Source organism: Agrobacterium sp. 22-221-1, from assembly GCF_053522445.1.
In genome coordinates this window covers 96693-116000 of sequence record NZ_JBNWCL010000015.1, presented here as the reverse complement: position 1 = coordinate 116000, position 19308 = coordinate 96693, and the positions used below count along the sequence as shown (strand labels likewise).

21 protein-coding genes are annotated in these 19308 nt (G+C 61.5%); 13 read left to right on the top strand and 8 right to left on the bottom strand.

Going from position 1 to position 19308, the window contains the following annotated elements:
* Positions 1-134 precede the first annotated feature (134 nt).
* Positions 135-1232: an ABC transporter substrate-binding protein gene (locus tag ACQZ5N_RS20485; protein ID WP_448733943.1), complete on the bottom strand. Its 1098-nt coding sequence runs from the start codon at positions 1230-1232 to the stop codon at positions 135-137.
* A gap of 52 nt (positions 1233-1284) precedes the next feature.
* Here ACQZ5N_RS20485 and ACQZ5N_RS20480 point away from each other — a divergent pair, with 52 nt between their 5' ends.
* The 3 genes from ACQZ5N_RS20480 to ACQZ5N_RS20470 are packed head-to-tail and all read left to right on the top strand — an operon-like array spanning position 1285 to position 3936.
* Positions 1285-1965 (top strand): response regulator, encoded by a 681-nt coding sequence (locus ACQZ5N_RS20480; RefSeq protein ID WP_448733942.1) that lies wholly within the window; start codon positions 1285-1287, stop codon positions 1963-1965.
* Positions 1962-3347 carry a sensor histidine kinase gene (locus ACQZ5N_RS20475; RefSeq protein ID WP_448733941.1) on the top strand — a complete coding sequence of 462 codons (1386 nt, stop codon included), beginning with the start codon at positions 1962-1964 and terminating at the stop codon, positions 3345-3347. The genes ACQZ5N_RS20480 and ACQZ5N_RS20475 overlap by 4 nt, the downstream gene beginning before the upstream one ends.
* 28 nt (positions 3348-3375) lie before the next feature.
* A complete protein-coding gene (locus ACQZ5N_RS20470; protein ID WP_269829931.1) occupies positions 3376-3936 on the top strand; it encodes a hypothetical protein in 561 nt (186 codons plus the stop codon).
* A gap of 225 nt (positions 3937-4161) precedes the next feature.
* Here ACQZ5N_RS20470 and purU read toward each other — a convergent pair whose 3' ends face one another.
* The 4 genes from purU to ACQZ5N_RS20450 all read right to left on the bottom strand — a co-directional run bounded on the left by purU (position 4162) and on the right by ACQZ5N_RS20450 (position 7099).
* Positions 4162-5046 carry a formyltetrahydrofolate deformylase gene (gene purU, locus ACQZ5N_RS20465; protein WP_448733940.1) on the bottom strand — a complete coding sequence of 295 codons (885 nt, stop codon included), beginning with the start codon at positions 5044-5046 and terminating at the stop codon, positions 4162-4164.
* 218 nt (positions 5047-5264) lie between these two features.
* Complete coding sequence (locus ACQZ5N_RS20460) at positions 5265-6041, bottom strand: YbaY family lipoprotein (RefSeq protein ID WP_448733939.1); 777 nt, start codon at positions 6039-6041, stop codon at positions 5265-5267.
* 176 nt (positions 6042-6217) lie between these two features.
* A complete protein-coding gene (gene hutX / locus ACQZ5N_RS20455; RefSeq protein WP_020809737.1) occupies positions 6218-6742 on the bottom strand; it encodes a heme utilization cystosolic carrier protein HutX in 525 nt (174 codons plus the stop codon).
* 9 nt (positions 6743-6751) lie between these two features.
* Positions 6752-7099 (bottom strand): antibiotic biosynthesis monooxygenase family protein, encoded by a 348-nt coding sequence (locus tag ACQZ5N_RS20450; protein ID WP_003522597.1) that lies wholly within the window; start codon positions 7097-7099, stop codon positions 6752-6754.
* Positions 7100-7285: 186 nt separating this feature from the next.
* Here ACQZ5N_RS20450 and ACQZ5N_RS20445 point away from each other — a divergent pair, with 186 nt between their 5' ends.
* From ACQZ5N_RS20445 to ACQZ5N_RS20435, 3 genes are read left to right on the top strand one after another with little or no spacing between them, the layout of a single operon-like run.
* Positions 7286-8179 carry a heme/hemin ABC transporter substrate-binding protein gene (locus tag ACQZ5N_RS20445; RefSeq protein ID WP_448733938.1) on the top strand — a complete coding sequence of 298 codons (894 nt, stop codon included), beginning with the start codon at positions 7286-7288 and terminating at the stop codon, positions 8177-8179.
* Positions 8176-9264, top strand: a complete 1089-nt coding sequence (locus ACQZ5N_RS20440; protein ID WP_059754580.1) for a FecCD family ABC transporter permease — start codon at positions 8176-8178, stop codon at positions 9262-9264. Before ACQZ5N_RS20445 ends, ACQZ5N_RS20440 begins: the two co-directional genes overlap by 4 nt.
* Entirely contained in the window at positions 9261-10043 is a 783-nt protein-coding gene (locus ACQZ5N_RS20435; protein ID WP_448733937.1) for a heme ABC transporter ATP-binding protein, read from the top strand. Before ACQZ5N_RS20440 ends, ACQZ5N_RS20435 begins: the two co-directional genes overlap by 4 nt.
* A 15-nt stretch (positions 10044-10058) precedes the next feature.
* Here the strand turns inward: ACQZ5N_RS20435 and ACQZ5N_RS20430 are convergent, their stop codons facing one another.
* Positions 10059-10415 carry a YbaN family protein gene (locus ACQZ5N_RS20430; RefSeq protein WP_020809733.1) on the bottom strand — a complete coding sequence of 119 codons (357 nt, stop codon included), beginning with the start codon at positions 10413-10415 and terminating at the stop codon, positions 10059-10061.
* Between the two features lie 270 nt (positions 10416-10685).
* Between ACQZ5N_RS20430 and ACQZ5N_RS20425 the strand changes: the two genes are divergently transcribed.
* The 5 genes from ACQZ5N_RS20425 (at position 10686) to ACQZ5N_RS20405 (ending at position 14953) form a co-directional block, all read left to right on the top strand.
* Entirely contained in the window at positions 10686-11081 is a 396-nt protein-coding gene (locus tag ACQZ5N_RS20425) for a VOC family protein (protein WP_003522591.1), read from the top strand.
* A 23-nt stretch (positions 11082-11104) separates the two neighbouring features.
* Complete coding sequence (ung, locus tag ACQZ5N_RS20420) at positions 11105-11818, top strand: uracil-DNA glycosylase (protein ID WP_448733936.1); 714 nt, start codon at positions 11105-11107, stop codon at positions 11816-11818.
* Positions 11819-11889: 71 nt separating this feature from the next.
* Complete coding sequence (locus tag ACQZ5N_RS20415) at positions 11890-12966, top strand: siderophore-interacting protein (RefSeq protein ID WP_448733935.1); 1077 nt, start codon at positions 11890-11892, stop codon at positions 12964-12966.
* A 163-nt stretch (positions 12967-13129) separates the two neighbouring features.
* Positions 13130-14074: a VOC family protein gene (locus ACQZ5N_RS20410; RefSeq protein WP_448733934.1), complete on the top strand. Its 945-nt coding sequence runs from the start codon at positions 13130-13132 to the stop codon at positions 14072-14074.
* A 264-nt stretch (positions 14075-14338) separates the two neighbouring features.
* Positions 14339-14953, top strand: a complete 615-nt coding sequence (locus tag ACQZ5N_RS20405; RefSeq protein WP_448733933.1) for an alpha/beta hydrolase — start codon at positions 14339-14341, stop codon at positions 14951-14953.
* Between the two features lie 54 nt (positions 14954-15007).
* On the opposite strand, the gene ACQZ5N_RS20400 is transcribed toward ACQZ5N_RS20405, so the two are convergent.
* Positions 15008-15592 (bottom strand): transglycosylase SLT domain-containing protein, encoded by a 585-nt coding sequence (locus tag ACQZ5N_RS20400; protein ID WP_003522586.1) that lies wholly within the window; start codon positions 15590-15592, stop codon positions 15008-15010.
* Between the two features lie 664 nt (positions 15593-16256).
* On the opposite strand from ACQZ5N_RS20400, the gene ACQZ5N_RS20395 reads away from it, so the two are divergent.
* Positions 16257-16790, top strand: a complete 534-nt coding sequence (locus ACQZ5N_RS20395; RefSeq protein ID WP_080850964.1) for a transglutaminase-like cysteine peptidase — start codon at positions 16257-16259, stop codon at positions 16788-16790.
* A 90-nt stretch (positions 16791-16880) separates the two neighbouring features.
* Here the strand turns inward: ACQZ5N_RS20395 and ACQZ5N_RS20390 are convergent, their stop codons facing one another.
* Positions 16881-17768 (bottom strand): DMT family transporter, encoded by an 888-nt coding sequence (locus ACQZ5N_RS20390; protein ID WP_003522584.1) that lies wholly within the window; start codon positions 17766-17768, stop codon positions 16881-16883.
* A 241-nt stretch (positions 17769-18009) separates the two neighbouring features.
* On the opposite strand from ACQZ5N_RS20390, the gene ACQZ5N_RS20385 reads away from it, so the two are divergent.
* Entirely contained in the window at positions 18010-19308 is a 1299-nt protein-coding gene (locus ACQZ5N_RS20385) for an adenylosuccinate synthase (protein WP_003522583.1), read from the top strand.

Sequence of the window (19308 nt, the reverse complement as noted above, 5' to 3'; positions counted from 1 at the left end):
TCAGGACACCCTGAGAATAATATCCGCCAATACAGTTGCCAGCCGACGCGCGTCTGCGCGGCGAGAAGAGTCCTTTCAGCCCAAGGACTTGGGCTGGCTAGATTCCTGTGACGAGCACAGGAATGAGGGGGAACCTATTGCGACCGCAACGCCTCGTTCCAGCGCTCGATCAGGCGGCTGCGCTTGACCTGGTCCAGATAGACCATCAGGCCGGGGCTGACGGGCACAGGGCGCAATTGTGCGCCGTGGATGGCCTGCATGGTGTTGGCAGTGTTTTCGCCCGCCACTTCCGGGCTGACGGCCGGGATCTGCAACTGCCGGGCCATGATCGTCTGGCCCTCCTTCGACATGAAGAATTCCAGATAACGGCGGCCGAGCGCCGGGTTGGCGGCGGCTTCCGGCACCAGACCGATGCGCGACATGACGACGGTATAGTCTTTCGGCAGCACGATGCCGACATCGGGGTGGCGCGAGGCCCAGTCCGCCGCATAGGAGCCGAGAATATTGTAGCCCAGCACGAAGCGCCCGTCGGAGACGCGCTCGAGAATGGCCGAGGAGGTGGAATAGACCTTCACGCCTGCTGCGCCCATGGCCTTGATGACGTTCCATATATCGCCGAACTGCTCCTGATCGCGCGACATGAACAGGAAACCGACGCCGGAGCGTTCGATGTCGTAGGTGGCGATACGGCCATGCACCTCCTTGGCGTGGCGTTCGAGATAATCGACGAATTCGGCGCGGCTGGCTGGCGGTTCTTCGGTGGTGAAGCTCGGCTTGTGATAAACGAAAACCGCCGGCTCGAAGGTCAGCGCATAGGCGGTGTTGCGCCAGTTCGCCCAGGCCGGCCAGCGGGCGCTCATGGCGAGGTCGGAACGCTGGGCATAACCGTCATTGCTCAGTTTCACCTGCAAATCCATGGCGGAGGAAAAGGCGAAATCGGCGGTTTTTTTGCCCGCATCGGTTTCTTTGACGATGCGGTCGTAAATCTCGCCGGTCAGCATATCCTCATAATGGACGGCGATATCGGGATTGGCCTTCTGGAAACCCTCGATCATCGGCGTCGCCAGCGGCTCATCCAGCGAGGAATAGACCACCAGCGTTTCGGCATCCGCTTTGCCGGAGGGTGCCGGAAAGATGGCGACTTGCGCAAGCGCTGGCGAGGCCGTGCAAAGACAGAGACAGAGGAGAAGGCAGATACGCATGGAAAAGATCATGCAGCAGGCGCTGGCCATTCACAAGCGGTAAGGGTCTGGTTAAACTCGGCAATGCTGTGGGAGGGAAGATTTGCGTATTTTGCTGGTCGAGGACAATCAGGTGCTGTCGGAGGGGCTGTCGGCGCTTCTGCGCGGCAGCGGTTATGCGGTGGATGTGGTGTCCGATGGCGCTTCCGCCGATGCGGCGATTGCGGCTGAAAGTTTCGATCTGGTCATTCTCGATCTCAACCTGCCGGAAATGGACGGTATCGAGGTGCTGCGTTCCATGCGTTCGCGCCAGGACAAGGCGGCGGTGCTGATCCTGACGGCGCGCGGCACGCCGGAGGAAAAGGTCAAGGGGCTCGATCTCGGCGCTGACGACTACATGATCAAGCCTTTCGACATCACCGAATTCGAGGCGAGGGTGCGGGTGCTGCTGCGCCGCAATGCCGGTCTGCGCTCCTCGGCGCTGAGTTTCGGCAAGGTGCTTTTCGATCTCAATTCCCGCACCTTTTCGGCCGATGGGCGTCCGCTCGATATTCCGGCGCGCGAGGTGGCGCTGCTCGAAGTGCTGTTCATGCGGGCCGGCAGGGTCGTCGCCAAGGAGGCCATCGTGCAGTCGCTGACCGGCTTCGATGACGATATTTCCGCCAATGCCATCGAGCAATATGTCAGCCGCCTGCGCAAGCGGCTCGCGCCCCACGGGCTGACGGTGAAGACGGCGCGCGGCATCGGTTATTATCTCGAAAAGCTGCCGGAGATGGCTGAATGAGACAGGCCGCCTATTCGCTCAGACGGCGACTTTTAGGCTGGCTTCTCATTTCCACCGCCATCATCGGCTGCGTTGCGCTGACCGATACCTGGCGCGAGGCGGTCAATACCGCCAATGTCGTTTCGGACCGGGTATTATCAGGTTCGGCGCTTGCCATCGCCGAGCGGGTGGTGGTGGCAGAAGACGGTTCGCTGGAAGTCGACATTCCCTATGTCGCGCTGGAAATGCTGACATCGGCCGCACAGGACCGGGTGTTTTACCGTGTCGACGGGCCGAACGGGCAATTCCTGACCGGCTACCAGAACCTGCCGACGGTGGAGAACCCGAAGGGCGATACCCCCGCCTATCGCGATGCCGTGTTCCGCGATGAACCGATCCGCATCGCCGCCATCCGTCGCTTCGCTTCCACCGGCATCAATTCCGTGCCTTTTTCCGTAACGGTCGCCGAAACCACCATTGCCCGCAGCCAGCTGGCGCAGGCGATCATCCTGCGCTCGGCGCTGCGCCTGCTGTTGATGATCGTCGGGGCGGCGATCATCGTCTGGATCGCGGTGACGATTTCGCTCAGACCGCTTTACCGGCTCAGCGAAGCCATCGCCGAGCGCAGCCCGAATGATCTGCACCCCATCCGCCAATCCGTGCCGGTGGAGGTGGAAAACCTGGTGGAGACGGTCAATTCATTCATGGTGCGGCTGCAATCGGCGCTCGATGCGCTCCGCCATTTCACCGGCAATGCCAGCCACCAGCTGCGCACGCCGCTTGCCATCATCAGCACCCAGCTTGCGCTTTCCGCCCGCGCCGCAAGCCTTGAGGAAGCGCAGGCGGCGGCGCTGAAGGGCGGGGCGTCCGTGGCCCATGCCGAACATATCCTCGCCCAGCTGCTGCGCATGGCCAATATCGATGCCGCTGGCTCCAGCGAAAAGCATGATTTTTCTGCGATCGATCTTGTGGCGGTGGCGCAGAATGTGACGGCCGATTTCGTGCCGCGTGCGGCCGAAGCCGGCATCGATCTCGGTTTCGAAGGCGAGGGGGAGGTCGCCATTGCCGCCGAGCCGCTCCTGATCGGGGAGCTGATCGGCAATCTCGTTTCCAATGCCATCAACTATGCCGGCCGCGGTGCGGAAGTCACCGTCCGCGTCGGCAGGCGGGCGGGTGAGGTCTGGCTGGAAGTGGAAGATAACGGCCCCGGCATCCCCCCGGAAAAACGCGCCATGGTGCGCCAGCGCTTTGCCCGAGGCGAAGCCAACGCGGCCCCCGGCGCCGGCCTCGGCCTTGCCATCATCGAAGAGATCGCCGGGCTGTTCGGCGGGCGGCTGACGCTGGAGGATGGCGCGGAGGGGCGTGGGCTGAGGGCGCGGGTAGTGTTCGGTGGCGTGGAATAGTTTTCGATAGAGGGACATGAAGATGTCGATGGAAAAGTCACTCGAAGTTTTAAACGCCATGGTCGATGATGGCATTATTGAAACCTATGTCATTGCCGGAGCGGTTGCGGCTCTTTTGTATATTGAGCCGACCGTCACCGAAGACCTGGATATTTTGATAACTTTTTCATCCTCATCCCCTGGCGGACTTGTGACGCTGGGTGAAATTGTTCCCTACCTGAAAGCGCGCGGCTATGACCAATGGGAAAAGGAAGGCCTGCTGATCGAAGGTTGGCCTGTTCAGTTTCTTCCTGCTTCCGATGCGCTGGATGTAGAGGCATTGCAGCAAGCGGAAGAGATTGCCGAAGATTTCGGATCGGGTCGCCAGATCACGACCCGCGTCCTTTCAGCCCATCATTTGGTAGCGATTGCCATCCGTACCGGAAGATACAAGGATCATGCACGGGTGATTGCATTTCTCGACGCGAATGCCGTAAACATCGAGCTTCTACGCGATGTCGTGAAACGCCACGGGCTTGACGGTAAATGGCGGGAATTTCTTGCGAAAACTGGACATGCTGATGTGTTGGATTTAAATTCCAATCCATGAGCAATCCGTCCAACTTCACGCTGAATGAGATTCTGGCACGCAAAGCAGAGGCTCGGCGTGTTCGAGCCAATTTGTCTTTTGCCGAGAAGATCAGAATCGTCGAAAAAATGCGTGAGCGGCTCGCTCCATTCAAAGCCGTTCGCGATAAGAACAAGGCAGGTGCCGCATCGCAAGAAACGGTGCGACGATAGCAGCCGTCAGGCAATCGGGCTTACTGGCGACTTTTCACCCCATCCGCTCGGAAGCATAACTTCCCGGGCTTGGCGGGAAGACGACGGTGCGGTTGCCGTTGATGAAGGTGCGGTGGTGGATATGGGCGTGGATGGCCCGGGCCAACACCTGGCTTTCCACATCGCGGCCGAGCGAGACATAATCGTCGGCGCTCTGGGCGTGGGTGATGCGCACCGTGTCCTGCTCGATGATCGGGCCCTCGTCGAGATCGGCGGTGACGTAATGCGCCGTAGCACCGATCAGCTTCACGCCGCGCTCATAGGCCTGCTTGTAGGGGTTGGCGCCCTTGAAGGAGGGCAGGAAGGAATGGTGGATGTTGATGATTTTGCCAGACATCTTCCGGCACATGTCGTCGGACAGAACCTGCATGTAGCGCGCCAGCACGACGAGTTCCGTGCCGCTGGTCTCGATCAGGTCCATCAGCTGGGCTTCGGCTTTGGGTTTATTCTCCTTCGTCACCCTGATGTGGTGGAAGGGAATGTCGTGGTTGACGACGACCTTCTGGTAATCGAAATGGTTGGAGACGACGCCGACGATGTCGATCGGCAATGCGCCGATCTTCCAGCGATAGAGCAGGTCGTTGAGGCAATGGCCGAAACGGGAGACCATCAACAGCGTCTTCATGCGCTGGCCGTCCGGATAGATATCCGCCTCCATGCCGAATTTTTCCGCCACCGGCTTGAAGCCGTCGGTGATGGCCTCAAGGGTGACGCCTTCTTCGGAGATGAAGGAGACGCGCATGAAGAACTTGCCGGTCTCGAGGTCGTCGAACTGCGAACTGTCGACGATGTTGCAGCCTTTTTCCGCCAGATAACCGGAAATCGCAGCCACAATGCCACGGGTCGATTTGCAGGCTACGGTCAGAACATAGGATGTCATTCGTTTTCCCTCAAAGACGTCGCGCCGGCATCAACCGGCGCAGTTCGGCGCGTTCCATAGCGCAGCTCCGCGGCGGAGCAAAGCGTCAAGACGAACGCAGCCAAAGTCATAGGGCTGGAAAGGGCAGCGCGCCGTGCCGGAAGCGACATGGAATGTTCCATGGCCAGCACCGTTTGGGCCAGCACGGCGATGCAGGGTGTTTCGGCAGGTTGCCGGCCTCAGACGCGGCGCAGGCGCATCGCCGTGCGGCCGCGACCATCGAGCAGTTCCAGCGTGCCGCGGCGCGGCTCCAGCCTGAAGGAGCGGGCGCCTTCCAGCGCTTCGATGAACTGCCGTTCCTGGCGCATGATGTCAGGCGCGCAGGCCATCTGGGTGGAAATCATCCGGCCGAAATCGACGCGGTTGCGGCTGATCTTCACCTCGCCGCCGATGCCGTTGCAACCGGCATTGCCGGAAACGCGGCCCTCGCGGGTAATTTCCAGCGTCGCCTGACGGCGGCCGCGAACCCGCTCGCCACGGATGTCCTGCACCAGCCAGCGCCCGTCGATACCGGCTTCCGGCTCCGGCCGGCCCGGACCCGCGCCGACGCGCTCCAGTACCAGATCGGTATCGTCGCGACCGCCGGTCAGCACCGAATAACGGCGGGTGGTGGTGAAGAGCAGCCGGTCGCGGTCGCGGATTTCGGCGCTCAGCGCATAGGAGCGGCGGCCACGGATGTCGCGGTCATCATAACGCAGCACGAAGGGCACCGGCACCTGCCCGCGCGGGCGGATGGTGGTTTCGGCAATCGTCTGCGACGGCGCATCCGCCAGCGAAACGTCGATCAGGCGCACGGTGACGGTCGCGCCCGGCGGCAGGGCGATGCGCTCGCGATAGGAAACGCTGCCGCGCAGGCTTGCCGGTGCGGCAGCCGCGCCGCCCGCCGCAAAAAGCGGCGCAAGCGCAACAAGCCCGGCGAAACTGCGGCGCGAAAGAAGAGGTTGGCGGTCGGTCATGGTGCGTGCTCCGTGCTGGTTCCGTTCGAATTTCAGCGGATGATAAAAAACGGCACTGAACGGGCGATGAACCGGTGGTTGTTTTCTCACGCGTGAGCCGGAGAGGTCCCGGGCGAATGATGACGCGTGCGATTATGAAAGCAGTGGGGAGGCAGCTGGCAGCCTCCCCACGGGTCTCAGCCGCGGAAACCGTCCCGCAGCGCTTCGAACTTCGCCAGTTGCCCGGCCAGCAGTTCCTTGTTCTCGTCGCGGCGGACGAAAATCTTGAACATGGCGCTGCCGGCGGCGTTCATGAACCAGACGGAACAGGAGCGACGGCCGTGGAAGCCGCGATCGACGAAGGTGATGCCGGCGCAATTGTCCTTCTTGATGTGACCGCCGATGGGGCTGTCGCCGTGGATGTTGAACCAGCCGTGGCTTTCGCTGCCTTCCGGCAGGTGGCCCGGCACTTCGAACACGATATCGCCGGTCTGCACGATCATCAGGACTTCGCCCCAGCCGCGCATCTCGTTCCAGATGGCGTCGAAGCGGTCGGCGGCAGCGGAAACGGCGGCACCTTCCGGCAGGATCGCCAGAATTTCGGCCGGCGTCACCTCGGCCTTGGCGGCGATGGCCTCCACGATACCATCGGGCTTTTCGGCGAGCGCAGCGGCGGCGCGGGCCTGCCTGTCGTCGTCGGTCTTTTGGGCTGCAATGCTCATCGGGCGGCCTCAGGCGGCAATCGAACGGCGTTCGCCATTCTTGTCTTCATGGATGATGACGTCGAAGCCTTCGAAATGCGGGCCGGAGAGATATTCCACCTTGCCGCGGTTTTCGCCGGCCTTGGCGTGGGCGGCGCGGAACTGTTCGGATTTCGTCCAGGCGAGGAAATCGTCCTTGGTGGCCCAGACGGTGTGCGAGGCATAAAGCGTGTGGTCATCCGCCTTCGGGCCTTTCAGCATGTGAAATTCGATGTAGCCCGGCAATTCGCTCAGATGCGATTTGCGCTCGCGCCAGATGGATTCGAAGGTTTCCTCATAACCCGGCACCACGCGAAAGCGGTTCATTGCGATAAACATGAAATTCTCCCTTTAGTTTCCAGTTTGAGTCAGGATATCCAGCCGCAGGGAGGTTGGAAAGGGGTTCACGACAAAGCGAACAAATTTACTCCACTTATCGATTGCGCCGCCCATAAACATGTGTAAAGAACTCAAGATTAAATGACGCGGGCTAAGCCGCGCCGGGTTGTGTTTCAGGATAGCGCCATGTTGAATTCCCGCCTTCGTTCCTTCGTTTTCGCCGCCCTCGTGCCCGCCGCAATCGCCTTTGCCGCACCTGCCGCCATGGCTTCGGACAAGGGCAATCCGGAAGCGAAACGCATTGTCGCGGTGGGCGGCACGGTCACCGAAATCCTTTATGCGCTGGGCGCAGGAGACCGCGTCGTTGCGCGTGACAGCACCAGCAGCTATCCGGCCGATGCATTTGCCAAGCCGGATATCGGTTACATGCGGGCGCTTTCGTCGGAAGGCATCCTGTCGCAGAAGCCCGATCTCATCCTCTCTGAGGACGGGTCCGGCCCGGCCGATGTCATCGCCATCCTGAAGGCGAGTGCGGTGCCTTTCGTCACCGTCGATACGCCGCCGAGCGGCGACGCCATCCCCAAAAAGATCGAGGATGTCGGCGCGGCGGTCGGTCTTTCTGACAAGGCGAAGGCGCTGGCTGCCGAGACCAAGGCCGGGCTCGATGCGCTCGCCAGGGATGTTTCGGCCGTGCCGGAAAAGGGCAGAAAGCGGGTTCTCTTCGTGCTTTCCACCGCCGGCGGCCGCATCATGGCGGCGGGCAAGGATACCGAAGCGGCCGCGATCATCGAAATGGCGGGCGGCATCAATGCGGCTCAGGAGATCAATGGTTACAAGCCGCTGACGGATGAGGCGGTCATTGCCGCGGCACCCGATTTGGTGCTGACCATGGCGCGCGGCGACCATGCCGCCAAGGCGGAAGAGATCTTCGCGCTGCCGGCCTTCCAGTCCACGCCTGCTGCCGCCAGCAAGGCGCTCATCAGCATGGATGGGCTTTATCTCATCGGTTTTGGTCCGCGCACGCCTGCTGCGGGCCGCGAGCTGGCAGCTAAGCTCTATCCTGAGGTGGTGAAGCCGTGAGCCTTGCCGCCTTGAGTTCCGCTGAAGGCAGGGTTGCGGGCGACAGATCCCGCCAGGGGGTCGTCACCCTCGCCGTGCTCGTCGGCATCCTGCTGTTTGCCTGTGGCGTGTCGCTGGTCAGCGGACCCACGGGCGTCGGCATGTCCGAACTCTGGGCCTATTTCACCGGCGGCGCGGATCAGCTCGATGCGCGCGACAGGGTCATTCTTGAGGCGGTTCGCCTGCCGCGCACGGCGCTCGGCATGTTGATCGGCGCGGGGCTTGCCGTTTCGGGGGCGATGATGCAGGGCCTGTTCCGCAATCCGCTGGCCGATCCCGGCATTGTCGGCGTCACCTCGGGTGCGGCGCTGTTTGCGGTCGCGGCCATTTCTCTCGGGGAAGGCACGCTTGCCACCGTCGCCGTGTTTTTCGGCCCGCATTTTCTGCCGCTGATGGCGTTTTTCGGCGGGCTGCTGAACACCTGGGTGCTTTACCTGATCGCGACGAAGGATGGCGCCACCTCCACCACCACGCTCATTCTGGCCGGCATTGCGGTGGCGGCGATCAGCGCTGCGCTGATGGGGCTGATGATTTTCATGGCCGATGACCGGGCGCTGCGCGACATTACCTTCTGGTCGCTCGGTTCGCTCGGCGGGGCCACGCCCGCCAAGGTGCTCGCCACCTTGCCCTTCATCGTCATCGTGCTGGCCATCATTCCCTTCGTCGCGCGCGGGCTGGATGCGCTCATTCTCGGCGATGCTGCCGCCTTTCACATGGGCATTCCGGTGCAGCGGCTGAAGCGGATCGTCATTCTGGCCGTTGCCGCCGCCTGCGGGGCAAGCGTGGCGGCGGCCGGCTCCATCGGTTTCGTCGGCATCGTCGTGCCGCATCTTCTGCGGCTCGCCATCGGTCCGTCGCACCGCTTCCTGCTGCCGGCCTCCGCACTTGGCGGGGCGGCGCTTCTGCTTCTGGCCGATAGTTTCGCCCGCACCGTCGCGTCACCGGCGGAACTGCCCATCGGCGTCGTCACGGCGCTCATCGGTGCGCCGGTCTTCCTGTTCCTGCTATTGGGACGCGGCGGTTTTTCCATGCGGAACATGTCATGATCCGGGCCGAAAACCTCACCCTCATCCGCTCCGGCCGCCGGCTTCTCGATGCGGTCAGCGTCGATCTGAAGCCCGGCAAGGTCAATGTCATCATCGGCCCCAACGGTGCGGGCAAATCCACGCTGATGAAGGTTCTCTCGGGCGAAATGCGCGCCGAGGGCGGTTCGGTGACCTATAACGACATCGGCCTGCCGGCATTCACGCCGGTCCAGCTCGCCCGTCTCAGGGCCGTGCTGCCGCAGAGCACCCAGCTTGCTTTCCCCTTCACCGCGCTCGAAATCGTGCGGATGGGGGCTGTCGCACAGGGGTCCCGCGCGCCGGAAGAGCAGGCCCGCCGCGCGCTCGCCAGGGCCGGGCTGCGCGGTTTCGAGCAGCGGTCCTACAACATGCTCTCCGGCGGCGAACAGCAGCGGGTGCAGTTTGCCCGGGCGCTGGCGCAGGTGCCGAACCCGATGGAAAATGGCGAGGCACGGGCGCTCTTCCTCGACGAGCCCACCGCAAGTCTCGATATCGGCCACCAGATCGCCGTGCTGGAAACGGCGCGCGATTTTGCAAGCGGCGGCGGGTTGGTGCTCGCCATCCTGCACGATCTCAACCTTGCGGCGGAATTTGCCGATCAACTTATCGTCATGCATGGCGGCCGAGTGACGGCGAGCGGCCCCTCGCTGGAAACGATCAGCGACGAGACGATTGCAAGGGTCTATGGCATTGGCGGTGTCGTCGGCCGGCTGCCGGCGCGGCATATTCCTTACGTGTTGCCGCAGTCGCGCCACCGTTAAGGACTGTCCTTCGCCTCAGCTTTCCGGACGGGTGGCGATGAAGAGCGCCGAGCCGAGCATGACGGCGGCGACGATGGCGGCCCGCAGCGGCGGCGGCTCGCTCAGGAACCAGAAAGCGGCGTAACTGACGGACATGGCAGAAAGCGCTGCGACCTTGGCATTGCGCGCGATTGCGCCGCGTTCGCGCCATCGCCGCAGCGAAGGGCCGAATCTGGGATGGGCCAGCAGCCATGCCTCGAGTCTTGGCGAGGAGCGGGAAAAACACCACAGCGCCAGAAGCAGGAACGGCGTGGTGGGCAAAACGGGAAGAAACGCGCCGACAATGCCGGTCGCGACCATAAGCCAGCCAAGACAGAGATAAAGAAGGCGCATGTATAAGCCGGTATCATGAGTTCTCTACTCATGATAGAGCGGCGGCATGAAATCTGTGAGCCCTGTTGCCGCAGGCCCTTGTCGCAGAGCCTTACCGCAGGGGGCGAAGCAGAGTTTTTCTCCATCACATTTATCGTGATCGGCGTTTGGCCCGTCGGTCTAAAAGCGCCTTTAGGGTTGAAAGCGAAGCACGCAGTCTTTATCCCCTTGGGCCGCGATGCCCGGAGCATAACCGGGCCGTCAAAGGTTAAGAAGAAGAAGGAAAACACCATGGCCAAGCTGATCCACTCGATGGTCCGGGTGCTGGACGAAAAGCGTTCGGTGGAATTTTACAAACAGGCTTTCGGGCTTGAGGTTGCGGAACGCGCCGAGTTCGAAAACTTCACGCTGATCTATCTCAGCAATGCCGAGGGCGATTTCGAGCTGGAACTGACCGTTAACCGGGGTCGCGAAGTGCCCTATGCGCTGGGCGACGGTTATGGTCACCTTGCGGTCAGCGTGGCCGATGTGGATGGCGAGCACCAGCGCTTCACCGAGATCGGCCTTTCCCCCGGAAAAATCATCGAAGCCGATTATAAGGGCCAGCCTTTCGCGAAATACTTTTTCATCTGCGATCCGGACGGTTACAAGATCGAAGTGCTGCAACGCGGCAACCGGTTCAAATAAGCGCGATTATGGGAGAGGCGGGCATGGCAGAGGCAGGCGTCAAACTCGAGGATAGCTGGAAACGCGTTCTTTCCGGCGAATTCGCCAGCCCCTATATGCTGAAGCTGAAGGAGTTCCTGCTTGCCGAAAAGACCGCCGGCAAGCGCATCTTCCCCAGGGGTGCGGAATATTTCCGGGCGCTGGATCTCACGCCTCTCGATGAGGTCAAGGTCGTCATTTTAGGCCAGGACCCCTATCACGGGCTCGGTCAGGCGCATGGGCTGTGCTTTTCCGTCCAGCCCGGCGTGCGCATTCCGCCCTCGCTCGTCAATATCTACAAGGAATTGCAGAGCGATCTCGGCATTCGCCCGGTGGGTCACGGTTTTCTGGAAAGCTGGGCGAAACAGGGCGTGCTTCTGCTCAACAGCGTGCTGACGGTGGAAGAATCCCGCGCCGCCTCGCATCAGGGGCAGGGCTGGGAAAAATTCACCGACGCCGTCATCCGCGCCGTCAACGACGAATGCGACCATGTCGTCTTCCTGCTCTGGGGTTCCTATGCCCAGAAGAAGGCGGCCTTCGTGGACCAGCGCAAGCATCTCGTGCTGCGCTCGCCGCATCCGTCTCCGCTTTCGGCCCATAACGGCTTTTTCGGCAATGGCCATTTTTCCAAGGCAAACGCCTTTCTTGCCTCCCATGGCCGCCAGCCGATCGACTGGCAATTGCCGGAAACGGTGGGAAGCGACAAAAACCTTCTCTAGACACTCATAAAATACCTTTACGCTTTGCGGTTGTCGGGATTAAAGATAACCGGACTACGAAGTGAAGGATTATGCCCGTGTCTCTCCTGTCTGCCGAAACCTCCGTCTCGCTGCCCGATCCGCTGTCGATCGTCGATGCTTTCGAGGATCATTTTTCCGAGCATATGGAGATGGAACGCGAAGGCGCGACAGTGCGGTTCAAGACGGAATACGGCCATGGCAGCTTCAGCGCCGAGGGCGGCCGTTTCGCGGCAAGGGTGAGCTGCATTTCCGAACATATATTGATGTCGGTAAAGGCGATGGTCGCCGAGCATATCGTCGAATTCTCCGGCGAGACGGGGCTGGATTTCCGCTGGAGCGGCCATGGCGCGCAACAGCGTGAGCTGCCCAATCTCTTCGTCGGCAAGGTTGCCCGCGCCTATAATCTGACGCCGCATATGCGCCGGCTGGTGGTTTCCGTCGAAAGCGGCATCGAAAGGCTGTTGACCGGCGGCATGCATGTGCGCCTGCTTCTGGTGCCGGATCAGGCCCGCGCGCCGGTCTGGCCTTATCTTGCGCCCACCGGCGCCATCGTCTGGCCGGCGGGCGACGATCTTCTCACACGGCGTGTCTACACCATCCGTTCCGGCGATATCGCGCGCGGTGAAGTCGATATCGATTTCGTCATGCACGAGGGCGACCACATGCCGGGCGCGACCTTCGGCGCGACGGCGAAACCGGGCGATGTTCTCGGCATCATCGGCCCGAGCGGCGTCTGCCCGGAAGCCGAGCGTTATGTCTTTGCCGGCGACGAAACGGCGCTGCCGGTGATGCTGCGCATGGCGGCCGAAATGCCGGCCGGCAAAAAGCTCAGCGTCTATGCGGAAATCGACGATGAAGCCGAACGGCAGGAAATCGTCTGCACGGCAAATGTCGAGTGGACATGGCTTTATCGCCGCGGCAAGCCCGCCGGCACCGCCGGCCTCATCGAAAAGGCGTTGCGCGACCGCGCCTGGAGCGCGGATCATGACGGCCTGCATGTCTTTGTCGCCTGCGAAAAATCCGAGGCGAGGGCGGCAAAATCCTTCCTCACCGACGAGATTTCTTTCCCGAAAGCATCGCTGCGCGCCGTCGGCTACTGGACCCTGGGCGTCGCCGACGATCATTGAGCTGCCCTATCGGGCCCGTTGAACAGTCGGTTTTATCGTTCATCATTCGGGAACAATCCGTTCCCGTTGTCCGCTCTATGCCTGAGAGCGCTGTTACCCCATCTTTACGCCATGAACAGGGCAGGCCCCAACCGTGAGGCCCGCCAGGCAAAAGGGGTTTATCATGCTCAACCAGATCAAGGGCCTGCACCACGTCACGTCCATGGCGGCGAGCGCGCGCCAGAACAACAGTTTTTTCACCGATACGCTCGGCCTGCGCCGGGTGAAAAAGACGGTCAATTTCGACGCGCCTGACGTCTATCATCTCTATTATGGCGATGAGGTCGGCACGCCCGGCTCCGTCATGACCTATTTTCCGTTCCCGCATATCGCCCGCGGCCGTCCCGGCACCGGTGAGGTGGGCACGACGCTGTTTTCCGTTCCGGAAGGGTCGCTCGGCTACTGGCAGGACCGTCTTTCCAAGGCCGGCGTGGATGGCCTGAAGGCCGATGAAGCCTTCGGCAACAAGCGCCTGCATTTCGCAGGTCCCGATGGCGACGGTTTTGCGCTGGTCGAGGTCAGGGATGACAACCGTGCGCAGTGGATCGGCAATGGCGTCGGGGCGGATCAGGCAATCCATGGTTTTCAGGGTGCCTCGCTGCGACTTCGCGATGAAGGTGCGACGGCCGAGCTTTTGAAATTCATGGGCTATCAGGAAGTGGATCGTCAGGATGGCGTTCTGCGCCTCGGCATTCCCGGCGGCAACGGTGCCGACTTTATCGACATCGAAACCATGCCGAATATTTCTGGCGCGCGGCTGGGTGCGGGGTCCGTGCACCACATCGCCTTTGCGGTCGAAAACCGCGAAAAGCAGCTGGAGGTGCGCAAGGCGCTGATGGATACCGGCTATCAGGTGACACCGGTGATCGACCGCGATTATTTCTGGGCGATCTATTTCCGCACACCGGGCGGCGTGCTGTTCGAAGTGGCCACCAACCAACCCGGTTTCGACCGTGACGAGGACACCGCCCATCTCGGTGAGGCGCTGAAGCTGCCGACCCAGCACGCGCATCTGCGCTCCGTGCTTGAAGAGCATCTGGAGCCGCTGGGGGACGAGAAGGCGGTTTGATCATCCGGGCTTGGCCATTGAGTTTGGCAGGACGTTGCCACACGTTTCTTCTCCCCGCCGGGGAGAAGGTGGCCCGAAGGGTCGGATGAGGGGGCAACGTTGCCGCATATCTCTACCCTTGCCCCCTCATCCCGCTGCCGCGACCTTCTCCCCGAACGGGGAGAAGAAACCAGCGGAAGCCCCTCGCTCCACGTGAGATTTCCGCGCCTGGCGGAGAAGCCGCGCGGAAGCCGTTGAACCTCTTCCTTTCAGAAAGGATCCCCCATGACCAGGGACAGCTATTTCCACAAATCCCGCGCCGGCGCTGCCGGTGCACCGCTTTTCGTTTTGCTGCACGGCACCGGCGGCGATGAAAACCAGTTCTTCGATTTCGGCTCGCGCCTGCTGCCTGAGGCGACCATTCTCTCACCCGTCGGCGATGTCTCCGAACATGGCGCGGCGCGGTTTTTCAGGCGCACGGGAGAGGGCGTCTACGACATGGCCGACCTTCAACGGGCGACCGTCAAGATGGCGGACTTCATCAGGGCGAACCGGGAGCATTATCAGGCCGGTCCGATCGTCGGCCTCGGTTTTTCCAATGGTGCGAATATTCTCGCCAATGTGCTGATCGAAGAGCCCGGGCTTTTCGATGCGGCGGTGCTGATGCATCCGCTCATCCCGTTCGAACCGAAAATCTCTCCTGCCAAGGCCTCGCGCCGGGTGTTGATTACGGCCGGCGAGCGCGATCCGATCTGCCCGGTGCCGCTGACGAAGGCGCTGGGAGAGAACCTCAAGGCGCAGGGCGGCACGGTGGAAACCGTGTGGCACCCGGGCGGGCATGAAATCCGCTCCGGCGAGATCGATGCGGTCAGGGGTTTTCTGGCGGCTTATAACGCTTAGCTGGATGTCTGCACCATGCCGGCTTTTAAGCCGGCATTCGCCTGTGCTGCCACCTCAGCGATATCCGCATTGCTGCAACTGCGCCTCGTAACGCAGCGCCATGTTGGCGGAGCGGCGGGCGGCCTTCTGGACCGCGGAATTGTTGCGCCAGCTGCCCTTCGCATAACCGGCATGGCCGGAATAATAGGCGAGGTAGAGATTATAGGGGTCGTTCAGCGAAATGCCGTTTTCGCGCCGGCTTTTGGCGTGATACCAGCCGACGAAGTGGATGGCATCGGTGAAATCGGTGCGGCTTGCCGACCAGCGGCCGGTTTCACGCTGGTAAACGCTCCATGTGCCGTCCAGCGCCTGTGCATAACCATACGCGCTCGACTGGCGTGTCCAGGGAATGAAGCCGAGAAGCTTGGTGCGTGGCGGCCGCGCATAGGGGCGGAAGGCGGATTCGGTGTAGATCGTCGCCATCATGACAGGCACGGGCACGCCGAATTCGCGCTCGGCCGCTTTCGCATCGCGCCGCCAGTTGTTGAAGATGCCGTTCCGCTGCTCGAAAATCGCACAGGCATTGGTCACCTGCGACGGTGCGGTGGCGCAGCCGGCCAGAACGAGCATCAGAAAAACAACGGCAAATACGCCACGCATAACGGAACCCTTTCGTTCCGCTATTCTTAAATTGCTAACCATTAACGTCGGGTTTTAAGACAAGGTTAATTCAAATGCCGCCGATCGGGCGGCCGTTAACCCGCTGAAAATTCCTGTGGCCGGGATGGGGCGAGGCCGCCTCCCGAGCGCCTTTTTTCAAGAAGCGTTCATCCCCGCACATCCACGGTCCCGCCGGTCCGGCTATACTTGGCCCATCCCGGTCATCAGGTGTGCGCGCGGCGCAAGGTGGACGGGGCAGGCGGCCGAAACCGGGGAGTTTCCCGATGTCACGGTTGAGGCGGCCGGCATATGCCCATCCTCCAAACAGGAACCGGTTTGGCGGGCGGGTCATATCTTTCAAGCCGGGGCCGCATCGTCTGCAAACCCCTGCAATACCCTTTGATACCCCCGCAGCGATGTGGCCCCTATATCGCTTCCCAACGTTGCCGCGGAATTCGCGGTGACGGTGTCGGCGCATATTCGAAAAAAAGCGTCCGCTGTACAAAAATGAAAACCGATAAAATTGTAGCAATCGGCTTAAAGCGGCTGAAAACAGTGCTGTGCCATTGTGGGATCACAGACGGGGAGCGGCCTTTGAAAGAGACGCTCCACAAAACAGAAATCGAGACCGGCACAAGCCGGCGGATCGCAAACGGGGTATGAAATGCTGAAGAAGATTATTGCTGCCGCCATCTGCGGAATTGCCGTTGCTTCCATGTCCAATCATGCCGACGCGGCTGGCGCTGCCGGTTTTGCCCGCGGTTTTGCCGCCGTCGAGAAATCCGCGGTGACGCAGATCGGTGTTTCCGCGCCGGGCGGTTTCGATGGCTGCGTTCTTTCCGCCGGCCAATGTGTCTCCACCATCGCCGCGCCGCTGACCGGTGAGCGCCGCGAGGAACTGCTGCGCGTCAACCGCGATGTGAACGCCACCATGGGCGCGCTCGACGATTATTTCTCCGGTTTTGCAACCGATGTTCCGGCAACGCCGTCGTTGAGCCTTGGCGATTGCGGTGACTGCGCCGCCATCAAGCGCACGGCCCTTGCCGGCGCCGGCTGGTCTTCCAGCGCGCTGCGCCTTGCCTTTTCGCTGAACAATGACGGATCGCTCGAAAAAGTGCTGATCGTCACCACCGACAAGGGCGATATCGTCCTTGGCAACGCCGTCTTTTCTCCGGCCGAGCGCGAAACCGCGCTCTGACCTTTCGTTCGAGCATCGGAAAGATTTTCGGCCCGATGCTCCATTCTTTCATGCCTGCCAGACTGCGCCGGTTTTCCTGACCCTGTCGGTTCAGGAAGCCGGCGATTTTTTTCGTTCCGCGACGGCAATGCCCGCCAGCGCCATGATAAGAGCGACGATCTGATAGGTATGCAGCGTCTCGCTGAGCACGATAACCGACAGTAGGGTGCCGAAGACGGGCACGAGGTTGATGAAGAGGCCAGCGCGGTTGGCGCCGATCTGTTCAACGCCCTTGATATACAGGATCTGCGCGACGAGAGAGGCAAAAATGGCGGCATAGACCACCAGCACCCAGCCCTTCTGATCCGGCCAGACGACGCTCTCGCGTGAGATTTCCCAGAAGATCAGCGGCACCGAGGTAACGAGGGCGAAGAAGGCGGGGATGGCCATCAGCGTGCGCCAGTCGACCGCCGGTTTCCAGCGCAGGATGACGGTGTAGATGGCATAGACCAGCACGGCGAGCAGCATGATCGCGTCGCCGACATTCATTTCCAGTTGCAGCAGCGAGACCGGATCGCCATGCGAGGCGAGAAGCGCCACGCCGGCGATGGTGAGGCAGAAGCCGGCGATCTGGCCGAACAGCACGCGGGTGCGGAACAGCATGAAATTCAGCACGAAGATGACCATGGGAATGCCGGCCTGGATGACGGCGGCGTTGATGGCCGAGGTGTGTTGCAGAGCCGTGTAGAGAAACACGTTGAAGGCGGTATAACCGACGCTGCCAAGCACGAGGAAATAGGGCAGGCGTTTTTTCACCACCGGCCAGTCCTTGATGAGCTGCGGTACGGAAATGGCGAAGATGATGGCGACGGCGAAGACCCAGCGCAGGAAGGTGAAGGCCATGGGGCTGATGTGGCCGACGGCGAGCTTGCCGGCAACGGTGTTGCCGCCCCAGCAGAGCGTGGCGATGATGAGGGCGATATAGGCTTTGGAGGGCACGCTGATGTTTCGCTTCTTCACGGGGCGGGAAAACGGCTAAGGGGTGAATGGCGGTCTTGCGCCCGCGCTTGGCCCCCACGGGGCGAGATAATGCGGGAAATCCGCGCCTTGTCACGGAAAAAGCAAAATTCTCCATAAGAAACAGGGTCGCTTTCCGTAAAACAACACAGTATACATTCGCGGGTTTGGGTTTCCCATCGGGTTATCGGGCGCGCAAGCGCCATGAGCAGGAAAGCAAGAAATGACGAATGTTGTGGTGGTCGGCTCGCAGTGGGGCGACGAAGGCAAAGGCAAGATTGTCGACTGGCTGTCCGAGCGGGCAGATGTCGTCGTGCGGTATCAGGGCGGCCATAATGCCGGCCATACGCTTGTCATCGATGGCATCAGCTACAAGCTTTCGCTTCTGCCGTCCGGCGTCGTGCGTCCCGGCAAGCTCGCCGTCATCGGCAATGGCGTCGTGGTCGATCCGCATGCGCTGATCGCCGAAATCGGCCGTCTGGAAGCGCAGGGTGTGAAGGTGACGCCGGAAAACCTGCGTATCGCCGACAATGCCACACTTATTCTTTCGCTGCACCGCGAGCTGGACGGCATGCGCGAAGACGCGGCCTCCAACAGCGGCACGAAGATCGGCACCACCCGCCGCGGCATCGGCCCGGCCTATGAAGACAAGGTTGGCCGCCGCGCCATCCGCGTCATGGATCTGGCTGACATGGAGGCGCTTTCCGCCAAGGTCGACCGTATTCTGACGCATCACAATGCGCTTCGCCGCGGTTTCGGTGCAACCGAAGTCTCGCACGAGACGATCATGGAAGAGTTGGGCTCGATTGCCGAGCGCATCCTGCCCTTCAGCGAAACCGTCTGGCTGCTGCTCGACAAGAAGCGCCGCGCCGGTGCGCGCATCCTGTTCGAAGGCGCTCAGGGCTCACTGCTCGATATCGACCATGGCACATACCCCTATGTGACCTCTTCCAACACGGTTGCCGGCCAGGCCGCCGCCGGTTCCGGCATGGGTCCGGGTTCGCTGGGTTATATTCTCGGCATCACCAAGGCTTACACCACCCGCGTTGGCGAAGGTCCGTTCCCGACCGAGCTGAACGATGAGATCGGCCAGTTCCTCGGCGAAAAGGGTCACGAATTCGGCACCGTCACCGGCCGCAAGCGCCGCTGCGGCTGGTTCGACGCCGCGCTGGTGCGCCAGTCGGTCGCCACCAATGGTATTACCGGCATCGCGCTCACCAAGCTTGATGTTCTGGATGGTCTCGACGAGCTGAAAATCTGCGTCGGTTACAAGCTGGACGGGCAGGAAATCGACCATCTTCCGGCAAGCCAGGGTGCGCAGGCGCGGGTCGAGCCGATCTACGTCACGCTGGAAGGCTGGAAGGAATCTACCGTCGGTGCCCGAAAATGGGCGGATTTGCCTGCTCAGGCAATCAAATATGTCCGTCAGGTCGAGGAATTGATCGGGGCGCCTGTCGCACTTCTGTCGACAAGTCCGGAGCGTGACGACACCATACTTGTGACTGATCCGTTTGAGGATTAA

Excerpts from the sequence above, each read along its gene's own strand:
- ACQZ5N_RS20485 (WP_448733943.1), bottom strand. The coding sequence starts at position 1,232 with ATGGCCAGCGCCTGCTGCATGATCTTTTCCATGCGTATCTGCCTTCTC.
- ACQZ5N_RS20475 (WP_448733941.1), top strand. The coding sequence starts at position 1,962 with ATGAGACAGGCCGCCTATTCGCTCAGACGGCGACTTTTAGGCTGGCTT.
- ACQZ5N_RS20470 (WP_269829931.1), top strand. The coding sequence starts at position 3,376 with ATGGAAAAGTCACTCGAAGTTTTAAACGCCATGGTCGATGATGGCATT.
- purU (WP_448733940.1), bottom strand. The coding sequence starts at position 5,046 with ATGACATCCTATGTTCTGACCGTAGCCTGCAAATCGACCCGTGGCATT.
- ACQZ5N_RS20460 (WP_448733939.1), bottom strand. The coding sequence starts at position 6,041 with ATGACCGACCGCCAACCTCTTCTTTCGCGCCGCAGTTTCGCCGGGCTT.
- hutX (WP_020809737.1), bottom strand. The coding sequence starts at position 6,742 with ATGAGCATTGCAGCCCAAAAGACCGACGACGACAGGCAGGCCCGCGCC.
- ACQZ5N_RS20450 (WP_003522597.1), bottom strand. The coding sequence starts at position 7,099 with ATGTTTATCGCAATGAACCGCTTTCGCGTGGTGCCGGGTTATGAGGAA.
- ACQZ5N_RS20445 (WP_448733938.1), top strand. The coding sequence starts at position 7,286 with ATGTTGAATTCCCGCCTTCGTTCCTTCGTTTTCGCCGCCCTCGTGCCC.
- ACQZ5N_RS20435 (WP_448733937.1), top strand. The coding sequence starts at position 9,261 with ATGATCCGGGCCGAAAACCTCACCCTCATCCGCTCCGGCCGCCGGCTT.
- ACQZ5N_RS20430 (WP_020809733.1), bottom strand. The coding sequence starts at position 10,415 with ATGCGCCTTCTTTATCTCTGTCTTGGCTGGCTTATGGTCGCGACCGGC.
- ACQZ5N_RS20425 (WP_003522591.1), top strand. The coding sequence starts at position 10,686 with ATGGCCAAGCTGATCCACTCGATGGTCCGGGTGCTGGACGAAAAGCGT.
- ung (WP_448733936.1), top strand. The coding sequence starts at position 11,105 with ATGGCAGAGGCAGGCGTCAAACTCGAGGATAGCTGGAAACGCGTTCTT.
- ACQZ5N_RS20415 (WP_448733935.1), top strand. The coding sequence starts at position 11,890 with ATGCCCGTGTCTCTCCTGTCTGCCGAAACCTCCGTCTCGCTGCCCGAT.
- ACQZ5N_RS20410 (WP_448733934.1), top strand. The coding sequence starts at position 13,130 with ATGCTCAACCAGATCAAGGGCCTGCACCACGTCACGTCCATGGCGGCG.
- ACQZ5N_RS20405 (WP_448733933.1), top strand. The coding sequence starts at position 14,339 with ATGACCAGGGACAGCTATTTCCACAAATCCCGCGCCGGCGCTGCCGGT.
- ACQZ5N_RS20400 (WP_003522586.1), bottom strand. The coding sequence starts at position 15,592 with ATGCGTGGCGTATTTGCCGTTGTTTTTCTGATGCTCGTTCTGGCCGGC.
- ACQZ5N_RS20395 (WP_080850964.1), top strand. The coding sequence starts at position 16,257 with ATGCTGAAGAAGATTATTGCTGCCGCCATCTGCGGAATTGCCGTTGCT.
- ACQZ5N_RS20385 (WP_003522583.1), top strand. The coding sequence starts at position 18,010 with ATGACGAATGTTGTGGTGGTCGGCTCGCAGTGGGGCGACGAAGGCAAA.